20 protein-coding genes and 1 pseudogene are annotated in these 21,553 nt (G+C 61.5%); 16 read left to right on the top strand and 5 right to left on the bottom strand.

All coding sequences use genetic code 11. The annotated features are described in order from the left end of the window. Window positions 1–20 precede the first annotated feature (20 nt). From cobO to KVH01_RS13395, 14 genes and pseudogenes are all read left to right on the top strand, one after another. The gene (gene cobO, locus KVH01_RS13455; RefSeq protein WP_043048925.1) at window positions 21–632 is read left to right on the top strand and encodes a cob(I)yrinic acid a,c-diamide adenosyltransferase; all 612 of its coding nucleotides are present in this window, start codon (window positions 21–23) and stop codon (window positions 630–632) included. Then, a complete protein-coding gene (locus tag KVH01_RS13450; RefSeq protein ID WP_217881756.1) occupies window positions 629–2,020 on the top strand; it encodes a cobyrinate a,c-diamide synthase in 1,392 nt (463 codons plus the stop codon). The genes cobO and KVH01_RS13450 overlap by 4 nt, the downstream gene beginning before the upstream one ends. Next, window positions 2,017–2,667, top strand: coding sequence for a 5,6-dimethylbenzimidazole synthase (bluB, locus tag KVH01_RS13445; RefSeq protein WP_217881755.1), 651 nt, complete (start codon window positions 2,017–2,019; stop codon window positions 2,665–2,667). The genes KVH01_RS13450 and bluB overlap by 4 nt, the downstream gene beginning before the upstream one ends. Beyond that, window positions 2,664–3,572, top strand: a complete 909-nt coding sequence (gene cbiB, locus KVH01_RS13440; protein ID WP_043048922.1) for an adenosylcobinamide-phosphate synthase CbiB — start codon at window positions 2,664–2,666, stop codon at window positions 3,570–3,572. The genes bluB and cbiB overlap by 4 nt, the downstream gene beginning before the upstream one ends. Then, window positions 3,565–4,554: a threonine-phosphate decarboxylase CobD gene (cobD, locus tag KVH01_RS13435; RefSeq protein ID WP_217881754.1), complete on the top strand. Its 990-nt coding sequence runs from the start codon at window positions 3,565–3,567 to the stop codon at window positions 4,552–4,554. The genes cbiB and cobD overlap by 8 nt, the downstream gene beginning before the upstream one ends. Next, window positions 4,551–6,002, top strand: a complete 1,452-nt coding sequence (locus KVH01_RS13430; RefSeq protein WP_217881753.1) for a cobyric acid synthase — start codon at window positions 4,551–4,553, stop codon at window positions 6,000–6,002. The genes cobD and KVH01_RS13430 overlap by 4 nt, the downstream gene beginning before the upstream one ends. Before the next feature lie 417 nt (window positions 6,003–6,419). Then, window positions 6,420–6,506, top strand: a pseudogene (locus KVH01_RS30825) (hypothetical protein); the annotation flags it as partial. Between the two features lie 480 nt (window positions 6,507–6,986). Beyond that, on the top strand, window positions 6,987–7,508 hold the full coding sequence (cobU, locus tag KVH01_RS13425; RefSeq protein ID WP_217881752.1) for a bifunctional adenosylcobinamide kinase/adenosylcobinamide-phosphate guanylyltransferase: 522 nt from the start codon (window positions 6,987–6,989) through the stop codon (window positions 7,506–7,508). Next, window positions 7,505–8,560, top strand: coding sequence for a nicotinate-nucleotide--dimethylbenzimidazole phosphoribosyltransferase (gene cobT, locus KVH01_RS13420; RefSeq protein WP_217881751.1), 1,056 nt, complete (start codon window positions 7,505–7,507; stop codon window positions 8,558–8,560). The genes cobU and cobT overlap by 4 nt, the downstream gene beginning before the upstream one ends. Next, window positions 8,557–9,132, top strand: a complete 576-nt coding sequence (gene cobC, locus KVH01_RS13415; RefSeq protein WP_217881750.1) for an alpha-ribazole phosphatase family protein — start codon at window positions 8,557–8,559, stop codon at window positions 9,130–9,132. The genes cobT and cobC overlap by 4 nt, the downstream gene beginning before the upstream one ends. A gap of 2 nt (window positions 9,133–9,134) precedes the next feature. Continuing rightward, window positions 9,135–9,863: an adenosylcobinamide-GDP ribazoletransferase gene (locus KVH01_RS13410; RefSeq protein WP_217881749.1), complete on the top strand. Its 729-nt coding sequence runs from the start codon at window positions 9,135–9,137 to the stop codon at window positions 9,861–9,863. 41 nt (window positions 9,864–9,904) lie between these two features. Beyond that, a complete protein-coding gene (locus KVH01_RS13405) occupies window positions 9,905–10,309 on the top strand; it encodes a MarR family winged helix-turn-helix transcriptional regulator (protein ID WP_217881748.1) in 405 nt (134 codons plus the stop codon). 62 nt (window positions 10,310–10,371) lie between these two features. Next, window positions 10,372–11,571, top strand: a complete 1,200-nt coding sequence (locus KVH01_RS13400; RefSeq protein ID WP_161796528.1) for an MFS transporter — start codon at window positions 10,372–10,374, stop codon at window positions 11,569–11,571. A gap of 150 nt (window positions 11,572–11,721) precedes the next feature. Further along, complete coding sequence (locus KVH01_RS13395) at window positions 11,722–12,270, top strand: glutathione peroxidase (protein WP_198720712.1); 549 nt, start codon at window positions 11,722–11,724, stop codon at window positions 12,268–12,270. A 65-nt stretch (window positions 12,271–12,335) separates the two neighbouring features. On the opposite strand, the gene KVH01_RS13390 is transcribed toward KVH01_RS13395, so the two are convergent. The 4 genes from KVH01_RS13390 to KVH01_RS13375 form a co-directional block, all read right to left on the bottom strand. Beyond that, on the bottom strand, window positions 12,336–13,616 hold the full coding sequence (locus tag KVH01_RS13390; RefSeq protein WP_217881747.1) for an OmpP1/FadL family transporter: 1,281 nt from the start codon (window positions 13,614–13,616) through the stop codon (window positions 12,336–12,338). A gap of 146 nt (window positions 13,617–13,762) precedes the next feature. Beyond that, a complete protein-coding gene (locus tag KVH01_RS13385) occupies window positions 13,763–14,245 on the bottom strand; it encodes a hypothetical protein (protein ID WP_043051626.1) in 483 nt (160 codons plus the stop codon). A gap of 278 nt (window positions 14,246–14,523) precedes the next feature. Then, a complete protein-coding gene (locus KVH01_RS13380; protein WP_005790139.1) occupies window positions 14,524–14,748 on the bottom strand; it encodes a hypothetical protein in 225 nt (74 codons plus the stop codon). Between the two features lie 440 nt (window positions 14,749–15,188). After that, window positions 15,189–15,494 (bottom strand): hypothetical protein, encoded by a 306-nt coding sequence (locus KVH01_RS13375; RefSeq protein ID WP_124412829.1) that lies wholly within the window; start codon window positions 15,492–15,494, stop codon window positions 15,189–15,191. A gap of 457 nt (window positions 15,495–15,951) precedes the next feature. Between KVH01_RS13375 and KVH01_RS13370 the strand changes: the two genes are divergently transcribed. Both KVH01_RS13370 and rmuC read left to right on the top strand, forming a co-directional pair. Then, the gene (locus tag KVH01_RS13370) at window positions 15,952–16,275 is read left to right on the top strand and encodes an SEL1-like repeat protein (RefSeq protein ID WP_217881746.1); all 324 of its coding nucleotides are present in this window, start codon (window positions 15,952–15,954) and stop codon (window positions 16,273–16,275) included. Window positions 16,276–16,450: 175 nt separating this feature from the next. Beyond that, window positions 16,451–17,815 (top strand): DNA recombination protein RmuC, encoded by a 1,365-nt coding sequence (gene rmuC, locus KVH01_RS13365; protein ID WP_217881782.1) that lies wholly within the window; start codon window positions 16,451–16,453, stop codon window positions 17,813–17,815. A 228-nt stretch (window positions 17,816–18,043) separates the two neighbouring features. On the opposite strand, the gene KVH01_RS13360 is transcribed toward rmuC, so the two are convergent. Beyond that, complete coding sequence (locus tag KVH01_RS13360) at window positions 18,044–21,514, bottom strand: hybrid sensor histidine kinase/response regulator (RefSeq protein ID WP_217881745.1); 3,471 nt, start codon at window positions 21,512–21,514, stop codon at window positions 18,044–18,046. Between the last annotated feature and the right edge of the window lie 39 nt (window positions 21,515–21,553).

Here is a 21,553-nt window from a genome sequence, read left to right as displayed (position 1 = left end):
AGCCCCAACGGAGAGCTGCCATGACCGATTCCCCTGACCGCGACGAACGCCACCTGGCGCGCATGCTGCGCAAAAAAGCCGTGATCGACGAGCGCATCGCCAATTCGCCGAATGAGTGCGGCCTGTTGCTGGTACTGACCGGCAATGGCAAAGGCAAGAGCAGCTCGGCCTTCGGCATGTTGGCCCGCGCCATGGGCCACGGCATGCAGTGCGGCGTGGTGCAGTTCATCAAGGGCCGCAACAGCACCGGCGAAGAGCTGTTCTTTCGGCGCTTTCCCGAGCAGGTGCGCTTCCATGTGATGGGCGAAGGCTTCACTTGGGAAACCCAGGACCGCCAGCGCGACATAGCCGCCGCCGAGGCGGCCTGGGCCGTGTCCCGTGCGATGTTGCAAGACGCCTCTATCGGCCTGGTGGTGCTGGACGAGCTGAACATTGCCCTCAAGCACGGCTACCTGGACCTGGACCAGGTACTCAGCGACCTGCAAGCCCGCCCGCCGATGCAGCATGTGGTGGTCACCGGCCGCGGCGCCAAGCCGGAACTGATTGAAATGGCCGACACCGTCACCGAAATGGGCATGCTCAAGCACGCGTTCCAGGCCGGTATCAAGGCCCAGAAAGGCGTCGAACTTTGAATCAGCCCCGTCATTGCCCGGCCGTATTGATCGCCGCTCCGGCGTCCGGCCAGGGCAAAACCACCGTCACCGCCGCGCTGGCGCGTTTGCATCGCAACCTGGGACGCAAGGTGCGCGTGTTCAAATGCGGCCCGGATTTTCTCGACCCGATGATCCACGAGCGCGCCAGCGGTGCGCCGGTGTATCAACTGGACATGTGGATGGTGGGCGAGCAGGAAAGTCGCCGTCTGCTCTGGGAAGCGGCAGGGGAGGCTGACCTGATCCTGATCGAAGGCGTGATGGGTTTGTTCGACGGCACGCCCTCCAGCGCCGACCTGGCGCGGCACTTCGGCGTGCCGGTACTGGGCGTGATCGATGGCACCGCCATGGCCCAGACCTTTGGCGCCCTGGCTCTGGGCCTGGCACGTTATCAACCCGACCTGCCGTTTGCTGGCGTGCTGGCCAACCGTGTCGGTACTTTGCGTCATGCCCAGTTGCTCGAAGGCAGCCTCACCGAAGGCTTGCGCTGGTACGGCGCGTTGTCCCGGGAGACCGGCATCGAACTGCCCAGCCGCCACCTGGGCCTGGTGCAAGCCAGTGAATTGAATGACCTCGATGTGCGCCTGGACGCCGCCGCCCAGGCCCTGGGCAGCAGTTGTGAAGTGGCCCTGCCGCCGCCCGTGACCTTTGCCGCGCCCGCAGTGATCGAGGCCGAGCCGTTGCTCGCCGGCGTGCGCATCGCCGTGGCCCGTGACGAAGCCTTTGCCTTTACCTACGGCGCCAGCCTTGACCTGTTACGGGCGATGGGTGCTGAGCTGAGCTTTTTCTCACCGATCCATGATCGCCAACTGCCGGAAGCTGACAGTCTGTATCTGCCCGGCGGGTATCCGGAATTGCACCACCAGGCCCTGTCGGCCAACATCCCGATGCTGGAGGCCATCCGCGCACATCACGCCGCCGGCAAACCGCTGCTCGCTGAATGCGGCGGCATGCTTTACCTGCTCGATTCGCTCACCGATGTGCACGGTTCTCGTGCCGAACTGGTGGGCCTGCTGCAAGGCGATGCAGTGATGCAAAAGAAACTTGCAGCCCTGGCTCTGCAAAGCGTCGAACTGCCGGAAGGCGTCCTGCGCGGCCACACCTACCACCATTCCCTGACCAACACCGAATGGGCGCCAATTGCCCGCGGCCTGAGCCCCAACGGTGGGCGCGGTGCCGAAGCGGTGTACCGCCAAGGGCGGATGACCGCGTCCTACGTGCACTTTTATTTCCCGTCGAATCCTGGCGCGGTGGCCGCGTTGTTCGCGCCAGACCTTGAGACCGCTATCGCAGGCAAGCCAGCTCCCACAGTTGACCGAGTTGAAACCCAATCCAATGTGGGAGGGGGCTTGCCCCCGGTGAGGCCATGACTGACAACGCCTTCCCCCAGGCCGACCGTCAGGCCGTCTACCGCGCTATCGCCGAACGCCGCGACATGCGCCACTTCACCGGCGGCAGCGTCGCCCCGGAACTGTTGCACCGCCTGCTCCAGGCCGCGCACCAGGCACCCAGTGTAGGTTTGATGCAGCCATGGCGTTTTATCCGCATCAGCGATCGCCCGTTGCGCAGCCAGATCCAGAAGTTGGTGGAAGAAGAGCGCGTGCGCACCGCGCAGGCCCTGGGCGAGCGCTCCGATGAGTTCATGAAGCTCAAAGTCGAAGGCATCAACGACTGCGCCGAGGTATTGGTGGCCGCACTGATGGATGATCGCGAGCGCCATATCTTCGGGCGCCGCACCCTGCCGGAAATGGACATGGCGTCTCTATCCTGTGCAATTCAGAACCTGTGGCTGGCGGCGCGAGTGGAGGGCCTGGGCATGGGCTGGGTGTCGCTGTTCGAACCCCAGGCGTTGGCCGAACTGCTGGGTCTGCCACCCGGCGCGAAACCCCTGGCCGTACTGTGCCTGGGGCCGGTGGCGGAGTTCTATCCGGCACCGATGTTACAGCTTGAAGGCTGGACCGAGCCGCGACCGCTGAGTGACATGCTGTATGAAAACAAGTGGGGAGTGAGTCAATGAGTGTGGCCTTGCTGTGTGTCGCTGCGGTGGCGCTGGATGCGCTGCTGGGTGAGCCCAGGCGCTGGCATCCGCTGGTGGCGTTCGGCAATTTCGCCGGGCGTATCGAGCAGCGTTTCAATACCGGTGGACGCGGCTGGCGCAGCCATGGCGTGACCGCGTGGTTTATCGCGGTGGTGCCGCTGACCCTGCTGGCCACGGCTTTGTCATGGGCGCCGTTGATTGGCTGGCTCGTGGAAATCCTGGCGTTGTATTGCGCCCTTGGCATGCGTAGCCTGGGTGAGCATGTGACCCCGGTGGCCCAGGCTCTGCGCAGGGATGACTTGGACGAGGCGCGCAAACGCGTGAGCTACCTGGTCAGCCGCCAGACCAGCGAACTGGATCGCACCGAAGTCGCCCGCGCCGCCACTGAGTCGGTGCTGGAAAATGGCAGCGACGCGATATTCGCCGCGCTGTTCTGGTTCGTGGTGGCCGGTGTGCCGGGCGTGGTGCTCTATCGCCTGAGCAACACCCTGGATGCCATGTGGGGCTATCGCAACGAACGCTTCGAACGTTTTGGCTGGGCTGCCGCCAAGATAGACGATGTGCTCAACTATATTCCTGCGCGCCTGGTGGCTTTGACCTACGCGTTATTGGGCAAAACCCGCCTAGCCCTCAAATGCTGGCGCACCCAGGGCCCGACTTGGGACAGTCCCAACGCCGGGCCGGTGATGGCTGCCGGTGCGGGTGCACTGGGGGTCGAATTGGGCGGTGCGGCGATTTATCACGGCGAGGTACATCAGCGCCCGCAGTTGGGCGAAGGTCCACCGGCCGACGCCGATTCCATTGATCGCGGCTGGCAACTGGTGCAACGCGGCGTATGGTTGTGGTTGTTAGTCCTGTGCGTGGGGGCACACATCTATGCTTGAACACGGTGGTCGGCTGCGAAAGGCCGCGATTGAGTATGGGATTGCCGAAGCGGATTGGCTCGATCTGTCCAGTGGCCTGGCGCCCTGGCCGTGGCCGATTCCCGAAATCCCGTTGCGTGCCTGGGCGCGCCTGCCGGAAAGCGACGACGGCCTGGAGCAGGCCGCCAGCGACTATTACGGTACCGCCCAGTTGTTGCCGGTGCCGGGCTCCCAGGCCGCGATCCAGTTGCTGCCGCGCCTGCGTCGCTCCGGCAAGGTCGGCGTGCTCTCGCCCTGTTATGCCGAGCACGCCGAAGCCTGGCGTCGCGCTGGCTACGTGGTGCGCGAAGTGCAGGAGCAGGAGGTCGATTTCTTTCTCGACAGCCTCGATGTGCTGGTGGTGGTCAACCCCAACAATCCCACGGGCCTGAGCCTGCCCCCACAGCGTCTGCTGGATTGGCATGCACGGCTGGCCCAGCGCGGTGGCTGGCTGGTGGTGGACGAGGCCTTCATGGACGTTACCCCAGAGTTGAGCCTGGCCAGCCATACCCATGAGGTCGGTTTGATCGTGCTGCGTTCATTCGGCAAGTTCTTCGGCCTGGCCGGTGTGCGCCTGGGCTTTGTGCTGGCCGAGCGCAAGCTGCTCAAGTTGCTCGCCGAACAGGTCGGGCCCTGGGCCGTCAGCGGGCCGACACGGGTGCTGGGCCAAGTGTGCCTGCGCGACACCGCCGGGCACACCCGCCAGCGCAAACGCTGCATCGAAGCCGGCCAGCGCTTGTTCGAATTGCTTGAACGCCGGGGCTTTGTGCCCCACGGCGGTTGCGCGTTGTTCCAGTGGTTGATTACGCCGCACGCCGAACGCCTGCACGAGTTCATGGCCCAGCGCGGCATCCTGCTGCGCCTGTTTGTGCATGACAGCAGTGTGCGTTTCGGCCTGCCCGACACCGACGCCGATTGGCTGCGACTCGACCAGGCCCTGGCCGCCTACAAGGAAGCCACATGAGTACCCTGATGGTGCAGGGCACCACCTCCGATGCCGGCAAAAGCACCCTGGTGACCGCGCTGTGTCGCTGGCTGGTGCGCCAGGGCGTGGCGGTGGTGCCGTTCAAGCCGCAGAACATGGCGCTCAACAGCGCCGTCACCGCCGAAGGCGGCGAAATCGGCCGTGCCCAGGCGGTCCAGGCCCAGGCCGCCAACCTGGCGCCCCACACCGACATGAACCCGGTATTACTCAAGCCCAACAGCGATACCGGTTCCCAAGTGATTATCCATGGCCGCGCCGTGACCAGCATGAACGCCGTGGCCTATCACGACTACAAGGCTATCGCGATGCAAGCGGTACTGGCTTCCCACGCGCGTTTGAGCCAGGCCTACCCGGTGGTGATGGTCGAGGGCGCGGGTTCCCCGGCCGAGATCAACCTGCGTGCCAACGACATTGCCAACATGGGCTTCGCCGAAGCAGTGGATTGCCCGGTGCTGTTGATCGCCGACATCAATCGCGGCGGCGTGTTTGCCCATCTGGTCGGCACGCTGGAGCTGCTTTCGCCCAGTGAGCAGGCGCGGGTCAAGGGTTTCATCATTAACCGTTTTCGCGGTGATATCGCGCTGCTGCAGCCTGGGCTGGATTGGCTGGAGGCACGCACTGGAAAGCCGGTGGTGGGGGTGTTGCCCTATGTGATGGACCTGCACCTGGAGGCCGAAGACGGTATCGACCAGCGCCAGGTCGACAAGGCCGCCCAGGTGCTCAAAGTGGTGGTGCCGGTGTTGCCGCGTATCAGCAACCATACGGATTTCGACCCGTTGCGCCTGCACCCCCAGGTGGATTTGCAGTTTGTCGGGCCGGGCCAGGCGATTCCTGCGGCTGACTTGATCATCCTGCCGGGCTCGAAAAGCGTGCGCAGCGATTTGTCGTTCTTGCGTGCCAATGGCTGGGAGGCAGCCGTGGCGCGGCATTTGCGTTATGGCGGCAAGGTGCTGGGGATTTGCGGTGGGTTGCAGATGCTGGGCGAGCAGGTGCATGACCCGCTCGGGCTGGAGGGTGTGACCGGGTCCAGTGCTGGTCTTGGGCTGCTGGCGTTTACTACGACGCTGGAGGAGGAGAAGCAACTGCGTAATGTACGCGGGCGCTTGGTGCTTGAGGATGCGGAGGTCAGTGGGTATGAGATTCATGCGGGGGTGACGTCGGGTGATGCTTTGGTCAGCGCTGCCGTGTTGCTGGACGATGGGCGCAGCGATGGGGCGCTGAGTGCGGATGGGCAGATTCTTGGTACCTACCTGCATGGGCTGTTTGAGGCACCGGCGGCGTGCAGTGCGTTGTTGCGTTGGGCTGGGTTGCAGGATGTGCAGGAGGTGGATTATCACGGGTTGCGTGAGCGTGATATCGAGCGGCTGGCGGACTTGGTTGAGCACCATTTGGACACCGATTTGTTGCGCAACCTATGTGGGATCTGATGGTGTTCGAATGTGGGAGGAGGCTTGCCCCCGATGGCGGCCTGTCTGTGTACATATCCATTGCTGCGGTAACGGCCACTTATGGTTCCGCTCTTACAGCGGGTCACTTTTGAACAGCGCAAAAGTAACCGAAACGCTCTTGCCCCACCACTCGGCACCTCGCCCAGGCTCGGCGTGCCCTTACTCCGGCTTGAATCCGTGGGCCGCCGTCATGGGCCATCCCTGGCCCAGGACGGCTAACCCGGCGTCCTGCCGGGTTACCCACGGCTTCAAGCCTGCGTTCGGCCAGCGTGGTTTGACGGGGCGCCTAAGATCAAGATCAAGAGCGGCTCGCTTCGCATCGTGGATACGCTGGCGGCGTGTCTGCTTTTCTGTAGGAGCGAGCTTGCTCGCGAAAAACCTGAGAGCGCCGCGTTCATTCGTGAGCGTGATATCGAGCAGCTGGCGGACTTGGTTGAGCACCATTTGGACACCGATTTGTTGCGCAACCTATGCGGGATTTGACAGTGTGTACGCGATCCAAATGTGGGAGGGGCGGTGCGACGTTTCGACTTGCCCCCGATGGCGGCCTGTCGGTGTACATATCCATTGCTGCGGTAACGGCCACTTATGGTTCCGCTCTTACAGCGGGTCACTTTTGAACAGCGCAAAAGTAACCAAAACGCTCTTGCCCCACCACTCGGCACCTCGCCCAGGCTCGGTGTGCCCTCACTCCGGCTTGAATCCGTGGGCCGCCGTCATGGGCCATCCCTGGCCCAGGACGGCTAACCCGGCGTCCTGCCGGGTTACCCACGGCTTCAAGCCTGCGTTCGGCCAGCGTGGTTTGACGGGGCGCCTAAGATCAAGAGCGACTCGCTTCGCATCGTGGATACGCTGGCGGCGTGTCTGCTTTTCTGTAGGAGCGAGCTTGCTCGCGAAAAACCTGAGAGCGCCGCGTTCATTCTGGCTTCCCGCTCCATCCATGACTTTTACAGGGCTAATCCCATGCTCCAACTGATCTTGGGCGGCGCACGCTCTGGCAAGAGTCGCCTTGCTGAAAAGCTCGCCAGCGATAGCGGTTTGCAGGTCACTTACATCGCCACCAGCCAGCCGCTGGACGGTGAAATGAATCAGCGGGTTGCCCTGCATCGTGGGCGTCGTCCAGACCATTGGGGGTTGATTGAAGAACCCCTTGAGCTGGCGCGGGTGCTAGGTGAAAACGCCGCTGCCGAGCATTGCCTGTTGGTGGACTGCCTGACGTTATGGCTCACCAATCTTCTGATGCTCGAAGACGCTGATCGCCTGGCGTTCGAGCGTGATCAACTGCTGCAAACCCTGGCGTCGCTGCCGGGTGAAATTATTTTTGTCAGCAACGAGACCGGTCTGGGTGTCGTGCCGCTGGGCGAATTGACTCGCCGTTATGTGGATGAAGCCGGTTGGCTGCATCAAGCCTTGGCCGAGCGGTGTCAGCGTGTTGTGTTGACGGTCGCCGGCCTGCCCCTGACTTTGAAAGGTACTGCGTTATGACGGATTCCTGGTGGCTCAAGCCCTGCAAGGCCATTGATGCCGCTGCCCACGAACAGGCGCTGGCGCGCCAGCAGCAGTTGACCAAACCGGCCGGTTCCCTAGGCCAGTTGGAGGCGCTCGCGGTGCAGTTGGCAGGCCTGCAGGGCCAGGTCAAACCGTCGGTAGATCGACTGTGGATCGCGATTTTTGCCGGCGATCATGGCGTGGTTGCCGAAGGCGTGTCGGCATTTCCCCAGGAAGTGACCGGGCAGATGCTGCATAACTTTGTCACCGGTGGTGCGGCGATCAGTGTGTTGGCGCGGCAGCTGGATGCGCAGCTGGAAGTGGTCGACCTCGGCACCGTCACGCCGTCGCTGGATTTGCCCGGCGTGCGTCACCTGAATATCGGCGCGGGCACGGCCAATTTCGTCGATGGGCCTGCGATGACTCGGGCCCAGGGGCAACTGGCCATGCAAGCCGGACGAGACAGCGTGAGCCGCGCCCTGGACAGCGGAGCGCAGTTGTTTATCGGCGGCGAGATGGGCATCGGCAATACCACTGCGGCCAGCGCCTTGGCCTGTGCCTTGCTGGAGTGCCCGGTGAGTGATCTGACAGGCCCGGGCACGGGTTTGAATGCCACGGGTGTCAGCCACAAGGTCGCGGTGATCGAGCGGGCATTGGCGGTGCATGCCGCTCAGCGTGGTGATGCGTTGCAAACCCTGTTCAACCTCGGCGGCTTTGAAATGGCGGCGTTGGTCGGCGCTTATCTGGCTTGCGCCCAAGAGGGCATTGTGGTGCTGGTGGATGGCTTTATCTGCAGCGTTGCCGCACTGGTGGCGGTGCGCTTGAACCCGCGGTGTCGCGAATGGCTGGTGTTCGGCCATCGGGGCGCCGAGCCGGGTCATCGCCATGTGCTGCACAGCCTGGATGCCCGACCTTTACTGGAGCTGGGCCTGCGCCTGGGCGAGGGCAGTGGCGCGGCGCTGGCGGTACCATTGTTGCGCCTGGCGTGCGCGTTGCACGGGCAGATGGCAACGTTCGCCGAAGCGTCCGTGGCGGATCGCCCCGCATGACCTTGCGCCTGGACCTGCTGCGCCACGGCGAAACCGAGCTGGGCGGCGGCCTGCGTGGCAGCCTGGACGATGCATTGACCGCCAGAGGTTGGGCACAGATGCGCGCCGCAGTGGTGGAGCAGGGGCCGTGGGATCGGCTGTTCAGCTCGCCGCTGCAACGCTGTGCCTTGTTTGCCCGGGAGTTGGGGGCACAGCTCGACCTGCCGGTGAGTCTTGAGCCTGATGTGCAAGAACTCCATTTCGGCGCCTGGGAAGGCCAGAGCGCAGCCGCGCTGATGGAAACCGACGCCGAAGGGCTGGGCTTGTTCTGGGCTGATCCCTACGCGTTCACGCCGCCGCAAGGCGAGCCGGTCATTGAGTTTTCCGAACGCGTTCTCGGCGCTGTCTCCCGACTGCATCAGGCTTATGCTGGCCAGCGCGTGCTATTGATCAGCCACGGCGGCGTGATGCGCCTGCTGTTGGCCCGCGCCCGCGGTTTGCCCCGTGAGCAATTGCTGAATGTCGAAGTCGGCCACGGCGCGTTGTTCAGCCTGCAGGTTGGCGCCGACAGCGTCTTGAAGGAAGGAACCTGACGATGCTGCCATTTTGGATCGCCCTGCAATTTCTCAGTAGCCTGCCGATCCGTTTGCCGGGCATGCCACAGCCTCAGGAGCTGGGCCGCTCGTTGCTGTTTTATCCGCTGGTGGGACTGCTGTTCGGCCTGCTGCTATGGGGCCTGAACCTGGTGTTGATGGGCGCGCCGTTGCTATTGCATGCCGCGCTGCTACTGACGGCCTGGGTGCTGCTCAGTGGCGGCCTGCATCTGGATGGCCTGGCGGACAGCGCCGATGCGTGGCTGGGTGGCTTTGGTGACCGCGAGCGCACCCTCAACATCATGAAAGACCCGCGCAGCGGGCCGATTGCGGTGGTCACCCTGGGCCTGGTGTTGCTGCTCAAGTTCAGCGCGTTGGTGGCCCTGATCGAACAACACAATGGCGTGGCCTTGATCCTGGCGCCGCTGATCGGGCGGGCTTCGATGTTGGCGCTGTTTCTCACCACGCGTTATGTGCGCGCAGGAGGCTTGGGCCAGGCATTGTCCGATCATTTACCGCGGATTGTCGGCCAGCAGGTGCTGATCCTCAGCGGCCTGGCGTGCATCCTGATTGGTGGTTTCAACGGCGGCATCGCGGTGTTGCTGGCGGCGCTGTGCTTCGTGTGGCTGCGTCACTTGATGGTCAAGCGTCTGGGCGGTACCACGGGCGATACGGCTGGCGCGCTCTTGGAGTTGCTCGAAGTCGCTGTACTGGTCGGGCTGGCCCTGTAACCTTTCTTGCATTTCCTTAACTGCGGGTATATACACGCTCTATGCTTGCCTCCCAATGTTTATGCACCAACCTGCGACGCGCCGCCCGTGGCGTCAGCAGGCACTACGACGGCGCTCTCGACGGCTTCGGGATCAACGTTGCCCAGTATTCTCTGCTGTGTAACTTGCAGCGCCTCGACCAACCGAGCATTTCCAGCCTGGCCGAGGCCATGGGTCTGGACCGCAGTACCTTGGGGCGTAATCTGCGTGTATTGGAAGGCGAAGGGCTGGTGCAGTTGGTCGAGGGCGACGATCTGCGCAACCGCCTGGTGGTGTTGACCGAATCAGGCCAGCAGCGACTGGCCGCGGCCTTGCCGGCATGGGAAGCGGCGCAACAGAAACTGATTGATAAGTTGGGCGCCGAAAAGCGCGAAATGTTGTTGGCCTTGCTGGACGAACTCGCCTGAAGCGCGGTTTGTTCGACTATAAGCGGGTATATACCCGCGAGCGGAGAATAAAAATGACCTCGATGTGGCGCACCAGCGGTTGGATCCTTGTGGGGAGTGCGCTGATCCTGGCGTTGTCCCTGGGCGTACGGCATGGCTTCGGCCTGTTCCTGTCGCCCATGAGCAGCGAATTTGGCTGGGGGCGTGAGACCTTTGCCTTCGCCATTGCCTTGCAGAACCTGATCTGGGGCCTGGCCCAACCGTTTACCGGTGCCCTGGCCGACCGGTTCGGCGCGACCAAGGCAGTGTTTGTCGGCGGCGTGTTGTATGCCGCGGGCCTGGTACTGATGGGCATGTCCGACTCTGCGTGGTCGCTGTCCCTGAGTGCCGGCTTGCTGATTGGTATTGGCCTGTCCGGTACTTCGTTCTCGGTGATTCTTGGTGTGGTCGGCCGCGCCGTAGCCCCGGAAAAACGCAGCATGGCCATGGGCATCGCCAGCGCCGCCGGTTCCTTCGGCCAATTCGCCATGGTCCCCGGCACCCTCGGCTTGATTGGCTGGTTGGGCTGGTCTGCGGCACTGCTGGCGTTGGGCTTGATGGTGGCGTTGATCCTGCCGCTGGTCGCGATGCTCAAGGATCGACCGCTGCCGGTCACGGTCGGTCAGCAGACCCTGGGCGAAGCTCTCAAGGAAGCCTGCTCTCACTCAGGGTTCTGGCTGCTGTCCTTCGGCTTTTTTGTCTGTGGTTTCCAAGTGGTGTTTATCGGCGTGCACTTGCCGGCGTACCTGGTCGACCAGCACCTGCCGGCCACGGTGGGCACCACGGTGCTGGCCTTGATCGGCCTGTTCAACGTGTTCGGCACCTACACGGCCGGTTGGCTGGGCGGGCGCATGTCCAAGCCGCGCCTGCTGACCGGTTTGTACCTGTTGCGAGCCGTGGTGATCGTATTGTTCTTGTGGGCGCCGGTCACCGAAGTCAGCGCGTATCTGTTTGGCATGGCGATGGGGTTCCTGTGGTTGTCCACCGTCCCCCTGACCAACGGCACTGTCGCGACCTTGTTTGGTGTACGCAACCTCTCAATGCTCGGTGGGATTGTGTTCCTGTTCCACCAACTCGGCTCATTCCTCGGTGGTTGGCTGGGCGGGGTGGTCTATGATCGAACCGGTAGCTACGATTTGATCTGGCAGGTGGCGATTCTGCTCAGCCTGCTCGCTGCGGCCCTGAACTGGCCGGTGCGTGAGCGCCCGGTGGCGCGTATGCAGGCGCAGATGGAGGCGGCATGAGGCTAGCGGTGCGCGTTATGGCCATGGCGGCGGTGTTGGCTCTGTTGCTGCTGGCCTGGTGGGGTTGGCAACAGGGCGGTCTGGCGTTGATGCAACTGGGCATGGCGATCTGTTAAGTTCAATGCCTGAACTGACTCAAGGAATTTGATCATGCTGATGCGCTGGCTCGCTGTACCCGTCCTCATGGCTGTTGGCAGCATAGCCATGGCTGCCGATTGCCCCGCTTTGCTCGAGGGCCAGTTGCCGAAGTTGCGGGCCAAGGAGTCCATTGACCTGTGCCAGCGCTTCGCCGGCAAACCCCTGGTGATCGTCAATACTGCGAGTTTTTGTGGCTTCGCCCCGCAATTCAAAGGTCTCGAAGCCTTGTACCAGCGTTACAAGGATCAAGGCCTGGAAGTGATCGGCGTGCCGTCCGATGATTTCAAGCAGGAAGCCAAGACCGGCGAAGAGACCGCCAAGGTCTGCTACGTGAACTACGGCGTGACCTTCACCATGACCGAACCGCAGAAGGTCAGGGGACCGGATGCGGTACACCTGTTCAAGCTGCTGGCGCAGCAGAGCAGTGCGCCGAAGTGGAATTTCTATAAATACGTGGTGGACCGCCAGGGCAAGGTAATTGCCAACTTTTCCAGTGTGACCAAGCCGGACAGCCCGGACCTGATCAAGGCAGTGGAAGAGGCATTGGCGTCCAAGCCCTGAGCCGCGACCAATGAAAAGCCCCGCCTCCTGTGCAGGAGAGCGGGGCTTTTTTATACCGCCGAGAATCAGAAGCGGTAGGTCATGCCCAGGCCGAAACCGTTGGCACTGTTTTCATACTTGGCGTTGTAGCTGGCCAATGCGTTGGAACGCGAAACCTTGACGTCTTCTTCCTTCAAGTAGGAGTAGGCCAGGTCGACGGTCATGTTCGGCATGACCTCGTAGCCCAGGCCCAGGCTGAAGATCGTACGGTCGCCAGTTGGGATACGTGGCGAACGATCCGTATTGTTGGTTGGCGATTGGTCGAAGGTCAGGCCGGTACGCAACACCACTTGCTTGGTGAGCTGGTACGAAGTACCCACGGCGTAGGCCCAGGTATCATGCCAGTTCTGGTCTTCCTTGATGGTGCCGACCAGGGCAGGGGCGAGTATGCCGCCGGAAGCACCGCCGACGACACCCTCGTTCTTGACGGTGATGTCTTTCAAGCGGCTCCAGCGCGTCCAGGTTGCACCCGCGTAGAGTTTCCAGGCGTCAGTCAGGTCCTGGGTGACCGACAGGTCGTAGGACTCTGGCGTATCGATCTTCAGCGACGCATCGTAGCGGTTGCTGCGCAGGGCGCCAGCGGTCGCAGCCGGGCCACTGACTTCGGTGTGGCCGTCCAGCTTGTAGCTGACCTTGGAGTGATAAGTCAGGCCGACGCGGGTGGTGTCGGTGGCTTGTACCAGCACACCGATGTTGAAGCCCAGCGCGGTGTCGTCGCCTTTGATCTTGATATTGGTGTCTGGCGCGGCGGGGTTTAGCGTCAGGTCCGATTCCAGGGTGCCGGCAATGCGGTTGATGGTCGGGCCAAAACCTACGGAAACGCGATCATTGAAGGCGTAGCTGACCGTCGGTTGGAAGGTGATGACTTTTACTTCGCTTTTGCTGCCAAAGCCGCGGCCCTGGAAGCCGCTTTCGTAGTCAGTCACCAGGCCGAACGGTGCATAGACGCCGAAACCGACAGCCCACTGATCGTTGAGTTTATTGGTGTAGAAACCGAAAGGGACGGCAGTGAAAGGCACCATGTCGCCTTTGTTGCTACCGCGGGAGCGGCCGCTGACGTCGCTGATATCAGTGGAGGCATCAATGGCAGCAACGCCGCCGGTGATCTGTTGACCTTCCAGGCGTGCCATACCGGCAGGGTTACCGAACACAGTGCTTGCATCATCGGCAGAGGACGAGCGACCTGCGAAACCGGTACCCATCCCGCTGACGCTCTGTTCGTTCAGGGCAAAGCCGCTGGCGAACAGTTGGGAGGATGCCATGGCAACGGCGAGGCTAAGTGTGGTCTTGAGCATTACTTTTTTCATTATTAGAACTCCGTGGTGATCACCGCTGCGGAAAGTATCAATAAATTTCGCATCGCGCTATAGGCTGTAACGCTGGAGATAGAGCGGTTTTGTAGGACAATCCGACCAAAATTCAGGTTTTTTGCCGAATCTTGCATTTTGCCCGGTCAGCATGCCACCTGTTTTATGGGGCAGACGCAGGTTTGCCACGCCTGGGTAAAATCTCGCAGACGACCTTGCGGGTGGAAAATTTCTTTCCAGATACGCGCCATGGCGAGCACATCGCCGGGTGTGGGCAAGGCGGGGCTATTCTGCTCCACCAGCAGCCAGGCGATGGCGGTGGCGTAGCGCAGATTTACCGTCAACTCCAACTGGGGCGCAGTGAGGAAAGCATGTTGGCTGGCGAGTCCGCGTACCAGGCTGGCCCGCTCGGGGTCCAGGGCCAGGTAGTCATCCCAGAGGGCGCGGTGGCGTGGTTCGGTGATGCGGTATAGGCCATGGCCGCGTCTATCATGCAGGGCCGAGCCAAGTTCCGACTGGCTGGCGGCAATGCCCAGCAACAGGGATTCGGCTGCCGCGTCATGACGGCCGAGGTACATCAACGTCGGCCTTATCACATAACGACACAATTCGCTGGCGGCAATACCCATAGAAGCCTCAGTCCAATAAAGGGGTGGACGAGCCTGAGAAGGGAGGGCTTGGCAGCGGTGAATCGGATCTCAGGCCCGTCGCAAGCGGATCATGCCGCTCGAGTTGAAGTGTAGTGTCATATTCATGATGTAAAGGACTGTTTTTAAAACATCTTCTTCATTCGGTTATAACGTTTATATCTATTTGTACTTAATTCAACGGCATGCTGGCCAAATTCCAGGCAATAAAAAACCCTGTTTTTCAGACAGGGTTTTTGTATTTCAGCGACTCGGGTCGATCAGGCAGTCAGTGCCTGGCGGGTACGCTCGATCACGGCCTGCAGCGGCTCTGCGCTGGAGTATTGATCGGGGTACAGGCGTTCGCTGTGACGTGCGATGCCGTGTTCGTTGACCAGGGTGAAGCTGAAGCAGCCTTTGCGAGCGGCCATGATCAGGCAGTTCATTGGGGCAAAAGCGTTAGTGAGGGTGCGAATGGCATCCTGAGTATGGATTTGAGCGTTCATATTATTGGTGTTCCTACAAATGACACGGATAAGAACCGTGCAACGTTAAAACGTTCCAGTAACGCTGATCACCATTGATCAAGCGAAGAACCTGACTGGAACAAAGCAGCCAGTTTGAAGCGCTGATAAATTAGGCGCGCTTGGGCTGGCAGGTAGGTACTTAGGAGGGCAGGCAACACAACAGGGGCAAAGGTTCTGGGCCCAGGGTGAAGATCCTGATCAATTTGCAGGTTGGTTCGGTCAGAGTATTGAATCTTCGCGACACCCTTTGCTTGTTCAAAGGCTGTGTCGTCGCAAGGAATACCTGGAAACCATCGAGGTGGTCGATCCCATGTGTTCAGGGGATTGTTCGACCAGAATTGACTTTCAGCTTGGTACTAACGCCGCGGATAGTAACGGATCGAAATGGGGAAGGGAAGGGCAACGTCAAAAAAACTTCATCAGCCGCCGAGCCACCCGCGAAAGACCAGTACCGTCATTGACGCTGCCAGAGCGCAACCCAAGCCGTAGGCCGCAAGCGTCAAGCGTAGAGACTGCCTGGTCTCGATCACGCGTATGACCTCGTGCATGTCATTGATCCTGCCGTCACCCAATTCAATGCACAGGCTCACGGCGGTAAAGGTGGCCGATATCAGGATCGCGCTGGCGAACAGCGCGCCGTCCGGGGAAGGTAGCGCGGCATTGATGCCCAGGGAGGTCGCGCAGACGGCCAATAGCAGCAAGGCGAATAACAGAATTCCTTTCATCGGCCCTACAGGGTTGCGTTGTCGGTGGGGCAGTGTGGCGAGATGCGACACATTTGGAAAGTCCCTGGGTTTGTCCGGGCAGTAACATGTTTAAGGCATGTTGAATCAAAAAACGCTGACCTTATAACCCCCACGCGGGTACTTGTGCACATTGGTTGCGACGTGTGTAACCCTTCTGTTCCTCACCTTGGACAGCGCTCATTTGCCTGTAATCAAAATTTAAGTCAATGAAAAATCTCGCTTTTTTTTATTGGTGAAAAAATCGTCAGTTTGACCTGAGGCCCCATTCCATGGGCCTTTGAGCCAGTTCAAGGGGGGTTGTCCACTGAGTTATCCACAGCTTCTGTGGATTGTCCCGAGCGCTTGCTCTAGAACGGGCGTGCCGGGTTTTTTCAGCTTTACCTGTACGAAAAAAAGAGTAGAGTGGCGCGCCTTCCGTTCTGTCCCACAGTGCTTTATGAAGTTTCGCTCAGTACCACCTTCTGTTACCGACACTGCCCAAACTGTTACCACTCCCAAGCGTTTTTCCTTGAAGGTTGCTTTGTGGCTGCTCGACAGCCCGCGCCTTGGGCAGAGCAGCAATATCAAGCACTTCGCTGGACGCTTGCTCAAACAGCCCGCCCGTGAAGGCGTGGTTGCCGCGCAGAGTCGTCTCGGCCAACTGATGTGCCGCGAATGCGGGAACGCCCGCGACCGCCGTATAGGCCACGACCTGTTGCGTTCTGCCGCTCGCGCCGGCGACCGTCGCGCCCAGCGCGAACTGGGCCAGGTCGAAGACTGAGCTGTCCTCCAGCCCTGCGCTTGGTTACCCTTGTTTTTTTTCGGTGATGGCAGAAATGGCTATGGTAGTTGACTGGACCAGTATCGCCTTGGGGCTTGTTGGCGCAGCAGTACCTTTATTGGCGCTGTGCTGGCAACTCCAGCGACGTCTGAGCGCACGCGCTACCGGCTGGGAACTGCTGGAAGAGCGCCTGGCGACCGCGCAACTGGCCCAGGAGGGGCTCGCTGCCCAGTTGGACGCCAGTCGCGATGAGATCAGTGACCTGAGCCACGCCAATGCCGCCAAGCAGGCCGACCTGGCTGCCTTGCGCCGCGAAGTCGAATTGTTGCAGATCGACCGCGATAACGCCCGCGATGCCGCCCACGCCTGGAACCTCGACCGCAGTGCCAAGGAAACCGAGCTGCGGCGTCTCGACGCCCTGGCGGCGGCCCTGAGCGCGGAACTGCGCGAGCAACAAGACAGCCATCAACAACGTCTCACTGACCTGCAAGGCTCACGGGATGAGCTGCGTGCGCAGTTCGCCGAGCTGGCCGGCAAAATCTTCGATGAGCGTGAGCAGCGCTTTGCTGAAACCAGCCAGGAACGCCTGGGCCAACTGCTCGACCCGCTTAAGGAGCGCATCCAGTCGTTTGAGAAGCGAGTCGAAGAAAGCTACCAGAACGAAGCCCGCGAGCGTTTTTCCCTGGCCAAGGAGCTTGAGCGCTTGCAGCAACTGAACCTGCGCCTGTCGGATGAAGCCACCAACCTGACCCGAGCCCTCAAGGGCCAGAAAACCCAGGGCAACTGGGGCGAGCTGATCCTTGAGCGGGTACTGGAACATGCGGGCCTGGAAAAAGGCCGTGAATACCAGACCCAGGTCAGCCTCAAGGGCCCGGATGGCGAGCGTTTCCAGCCGGACGTACTGATCATGTTGCCGGGCGACAAGCAGGTGGTGGTCGATTCCAAGGTCAGCTTGACCGCCTATCAGCAATACGTCGCGGCGGATGATGAGGTAATTGGCCAGGCGGCGCTCAAGCAGCACGTGCTGTCTCTGCGTAATCACGTCAAAGGCTTGGCCGGCAAGGATTACAAGCGCCTCGAAGGTTTGCACAGCCTGGACTTCGTCCTGTTGTTCGTGCCGATCGAAGCAGCGTTTTCCGCGGCATTGCAGGCCGAGCCCAACCTGTTCCAGGAGGCCTTCGACCGCCATATCGTGATTGTCAGCCCCACCACCTTGCTCGCTACCCTGCGGGTGATCGACAGTCTGTGGAAGCAGGAGCGCCAAAGCCAGAACGCCCGGGAAATCGCCGAGCGTGCCGGGTGGCTGTACGACAAGTTCGTGCTGTTTATCCAGGATCTGGACGAGGTGGGCAATCGGTTGCAGCAATTGGACAAGGCTTACAGCGCGGCACGAAACAAACTGACGGATGGACGCGGGAATCTGGTCAGTCGTACCGAGCAACTAAGGCTGCTCGGTGCCCGTGCCAGTAAGAGCCTGCCGGCGGATCTGCTGGAACGGGCGATGACAGATTCGGATGGCGTGGCGCATCTCCCCGAATAGACCTGTGGCCAAGTGTGGGAGGGGGCTTGCCCTAATGCCAGTCAGTTAAGCGGTCATCGCCTTCTGTAGGAGCGAGCTTGCTCGCGAAAAACGTCAACGATAACGCGTCTTTGCTGAGTGAACGCGGCGCCTGTAAGTTTTTCGCGAGCAAGCTCGCTCCTACAAAAAAGCCTTAACTGACTGGCATTAGGGCAAGCCCCCTCCCACATTTTCACCGAGTACGACCCTTTACAGTGGCAGATGCCTGCTCAACAGTGCCCGCAACGCCGCCGGTTTCACCGGCTTGGCCAGGTAATCCAACCCCGCGCCATGCACCTCGGCGACCATCTCCGGGCGCCCGTCGGCGCTGATCACCACGCCGGGGATCGGCTCGGCCAATTGTGCCCTTAGCCAGCCCATCAGCTCGGTGCCGGTTTCGCCGTGGTCCAGGTGGTAATCCACCAGTGCCAGTTGCGGGCGCATGCCCTCGGCCAGCAGTGCCGCACATTGGGCCTGATTGGCTGCGGTCCAGACTTCACAGCCCCAGCGTGTGAGCAGGCTGCGCATGCCAATCAGGATGCTCTCCTCGTTATCCACGCACAGCACCCGTGCGCCGCTCAGAGGCAGGCCGTTTTCCGCCGGCGCCTTGGGTTGCGGGATGGCCTGGTTGCGCGCCAGCGGCACGCACACGCTGAAGACGCTGCCCTTGCCCGGCCAGGAGCGCACGCTCAATTGATGGCCCAGCACGCGGCACAAGCCGTCGGCAATCGCCAGGCCCAGGCCCAGACCCTTTTCAGCCCGGGTCTGGTGGCTGTCCAGGCGCTTGAACTCTTCGAAAATCACCTTTTGTTTATCCAGCGGAATGCCTGGGCCGCGATCCCAGACTTCCAGGCACAGTTCGCCTTGGCGTCGACGCACGCCAAGCAGCACTGGGCCGTCGGCATAACGGAAGGCGTTGGTCAGAAAGTTCTGCAGGATCCGCCGTAGCAGCTTGATGTCGCTGTCCACCCGCAAGCGACTGCCGCGCCAACGGAAGCGCAAGCCTTGCTCATGGGCCAGCGCCTTGAATTCAGCGCCCAGGGTGTCGAACAGCTCATTGAGTACAAAGGGCTGGCGTTGGGGGTTGATCTTGCCGTTTTCCAGGCGGGAGATATCCAACAGGTCGCTGATCAGGTCTTCGGCCGAACGCAACGAGCTGTCCAGATGCTGCACCAACTGCCTGGCCTCGCTGGACAGCCCATCGTGCTGGTGGGAGAGGGCGGCGGAGAACAGCCGCGCGGCGTTCAGCGGTTGCATCAGATCGTGGCTCACCGCCGCCAGGAATCGCGTCTTCGATTGGCTGGCGGACTCGGCCACGCCCTTGGCATCGGTGAGGGCCACGTTGAGCTGCGACAGTTCATGGGTGCGCTCGGTGACCCGCTGCTCCAGGCCTTCGTTGGCCTCGGTCAGCGCTTGTTCGGCTTCGCGAAACGCGGTGATGTCGGTGAAACTCATGACAAAGCCGCCGCCGGGCATCGGGTTGCCGATCAGCTCGATTACCCGACCATTGGGAAACAGGCGCTCGGAGGTGTGCGCACGGCCCTGGCGCATCCAGTGCAGGCGGCGCGCCACGTGCACCTCTGCCTCGCCAGGCCCGCACAAGCCGCGCTCGGCGTTGTAGCGAATGATGTCGGCAATTGGCCGGCCGACGCTGATCAGGCCGTCCGGGTAGTTGAACAGCTCCAGGTAGCGTCGGTTCCAAGCCACCAGTTTGAGGGACTGGTCCACGACGCTGATGCCCTGGGTGATGTTCTCGATGGCGCCTTGCAGCAGGGCACGGTTGAACTGCAGTACCTCGGAGGCCTCGTCGGCGATCCGTACGACGTCCTCCAGTTGCATTTCCCGCCCTTCAATCGCCGCTTTCACCACAGCTCGTGTAGAAGAGGCACCCAGTACGCCCGCCAGCAAGCGTTCGGTATGGGCGATCCAATCGTTGTCGGCATTCTGGTTGGGGTTGAAGCCTTTGCCCTGGCGATAGGCGAAGCGGATAAAACTCTGCTGGGCACGTTCTTCGCCGACAAAGCGTGCCGCCAGGCTGAGCAGGTCGCTGATCTGCACCGACAACATGGACCGGGCATTGGCGCGCTGGCTGATTTCCTGGCCGATAAAACGCCCAGCCTGCCAGTGTTCGGACACCCGTGTGCGTGACAGCATTGAAACCCACACGAACAAGGTGAAGTTACCCGCCAGGGAAAACACGGTGCCCAAGGTCAGCGACGTCACCGACAGCCCGAACGGGTGGGAATGCATCCAGGTCAGGCCGGGGAACAGGCTGAGCGACCAACCCAGGCTTTTCGCGGTAACTGGCAGGACCAAGGTGTAGAACCACAGGAATGTACCCGCGGCCAAGCCGGCGAACACGCCCCGGCGGTTGGCCTGCTTCCAGTAGAGTGCGCCGAGCATTGCCGGGGCCAGTTGGGTCACGGCGGCAAAGGCGATCTGGCCGATGGTAGCCAGGCTGGCGGTGGAACCCAGCAGGCGGTAGCTCACATACGCCAGCAGCAGGATGATCACGATGCTCACCCGGCGTACCGAGAGCATCCAGTGGCGGAACACTTCAAATGGCCGCTCGGCGCTGGAGCGCCGTAACAGCCAGGGCAGCAGCATGTCGTTGGAAACCATGGTCGACAAGGCGATGCTGGCCACGATCACCATGCCGGTGGCGGCCGAGGCGCCGCCAATGAATGCCAGCACCGCGAGCGCCGGATGGGCCTGGGCCATCGGCAGACTGATTACATAGGAGTCTGGCAGCACCGAGCCAGGCAGCAGCATCTTGCCGCCGAGGGCGATGGGCACCACGAACAGTGCGGCCAGGATCAAGTAGGCCGGGAACACCCATTTGGCCAGGCGCAGATCCTGGGGGTCGATGTTTTCAACCACGGTCACATGGAATTGCCGCGGCAGGCAGATGATCGCCATCATGGCGACGCCGGTCTGTACCACCATTGATGGCCAGTTAATGGTCTCTTTCCAGTATTCCTCCAGGCGTGGCGCGAGCATTGCCTGGCTGAACAGATCGCCGAAACCGTCGTACAAGCCGTAGGTGACAAACGCACCGACGGCAAGAAAAGCAAACAGCTTGACCAGGGACTCAAACGCAATCGCCAGCACCATGCCGCGATGGTGTTCGGTGGCGTCGAGGTTGCGCGTACCAAACACAATGGTAAACAGCGCCAACACCAGGGACACGATCAAGGCCGTGTCCTGGGCCCGGGTGCCGGTGGTGTCAGGGCCGGCGCCGATCAACAGGTTCACCCCCAGTACGATGCCTTTGAGTTGCAACGCGATATAGGGCAGCACGCCGACCAGGCAGATCAACGCCACCACCACCGCCAGGGACTGGGATTTGCCGTAGCGGGCGGCGATAAAGTCGGCAATCGAGGTGATGTTTTCCTGCTTGCTGATCAGAATCATCTTTTGCAGCACCCAGGGGGCCAACACCAGCAGCAGCACCGGTCCCAGGTAGATCGGTAAAAATGCCCACAACTGTTCGGCGGCCTGGCCTACAGCGCCAAAGAAAGTCCAGCTGGTGCAGTACACGGCCAGCGACAAACTGTAGACCCACGCACGCACACGCGGTGGCAGCGGCGCATGGCGGCGGTCACCGTAAAAGGCAATGGCAAACATAATGGCCATATAGGCCAGGGCAACGGCGGCAATCAGCCCGCTGGACAGCGTCATGGTAACTCCGAGCATAAGAACACCCGGGCACTCCAGGCC

This window comes from Pseudomonas khavaziana (genome assembly GCF_019145205.1).
GTDB classification, from domain to species: Bacteria; Pseudomonadota; Gammaproteobacteria; order Pseudomonadales; family Pseudomonadaceae; genus Aquipseudomonas; species Aquipseudomonas khavaziana.
This window is presented reverse-complemented; position numbering and strand designations above follow the sequence as displayed.

Coding starts and splice junctions, on each gene's coding strand:
- cobO (WP_043048925.1), top strand. CDS start 21: ATGACCGATTCCCCTGACCGCGACGAACGCCACCTGGCGCGCATGCTG.
- bluB (WP_217881755.1), top strand. CDS start 2,017: ATGACTGACAACGCCTTCCCCCAGGCCGACCGTCAGGCCGTCTACCGC.
- cbiB (WP_043048922.1), top strand. CDS start 2,664: ATGAGTGTGGCCTTGCTGTGTGTCGCTGCGGTGGCGCTGGATGCGCTG.
- cobD (WP_217881754.1), top strand. CDS start 3,565: ATGCTTGAACACGGTGGTCGGCTGCGAAAGGCCGCGATTGAGTATGGG.
- KVH01_RS13430 (WP_217881753.1), top strand. CDS start 4,551: ATGAGTACCCTGATGGTGCAGGGCACCACCTCCGATGCCGGCAAAAGC.
- cobU (WP_217881752.1), top strand. CDS start 6,987: ATGCTCCAACTGATCTTGGGCGGCGCACGCTCTGGCAAGAGTCGCCTT.
- cobT (WP_217881751.1), top strand. CDS start 7,505: ATGACGGATTCCTGGTGGCTCAAGCCCTGCAAGGCCATTGATGCCGCT.
- cobC (WP_217881750.1), top strand. CDS start 8,557: ATGACCTTGCGCCTGGACCTGCTGCGCCACGGCGAAACCGAGCTGGGC.
- KVH01_RS13410 (WP_217881749.1), top strand. CDS start 9,135: ATGCTGCCATTTTGGATCGCCCTGCAATTTCTCAGTAGCCTGCCGATC.
- KVH01_RS13405 (WP_217881748.1), top strand. CDS start 9,905: ATGCTTGCCTCCCAATGTTTATGCACCAACCTGCGACGCGCCGCCCGT.
- KVH01_RS13400 (WP_161796528.1), top strand. CDS start 10,372: ATGTGGCGCACCAGCGGTTGGATCCTTGTGGGGAGTGCGCTGATCCTG.
- KVH01_RS13395 (WP_198720712.1), top strand. CDS start 11,722: ATGCTGATGCGCTGGCTCGCTGTACCCGTCCTCATGGCTGTTGGCAGC.
- KVH01_RS13390 (WP_217881747.1), bottom strand. CDS start 13,616: ATGAAAAAAGTAATGCTCAAGACCACACTTAGCCTCGCCGTTGCCATG.
- KVH01_RS13385 (WP_043051626.1), bottom strand. CDS start 14,245: ATGGGTATTGCCGCCAGCGAATTGTGTCGTTATGTGATAAGGCCGACG.
- KVH01_RS13380 (WP_005790139.1), bottom strand. CDS start 14,748: ATGAACGCTCAAATCCATACTCAGGATGCCATTCGCACCCTCACTAAC.
- KVH01_RS13375 (WP_124412829.1), bottom strand. CDS start 15,494: ATGAAAGGAATTCTGTTATTCGCCTTGCTGCTATTGGCCGTCTGCGCG.
- KVH01_RS13370 (WP_217881746.1), top strand. CDS start 15,952: ATGAAGTTTCGCTCAGTACCACCTTCTGTTACCGACACTGCCCAAACT.
- KVH01_RS13360 (WP_217881745.1), bottom strand. CDS start 21,514: ATGACGCTGTCCAGCGGGCTGATTGCCGCCGTTGCCCTGGCCTATATG.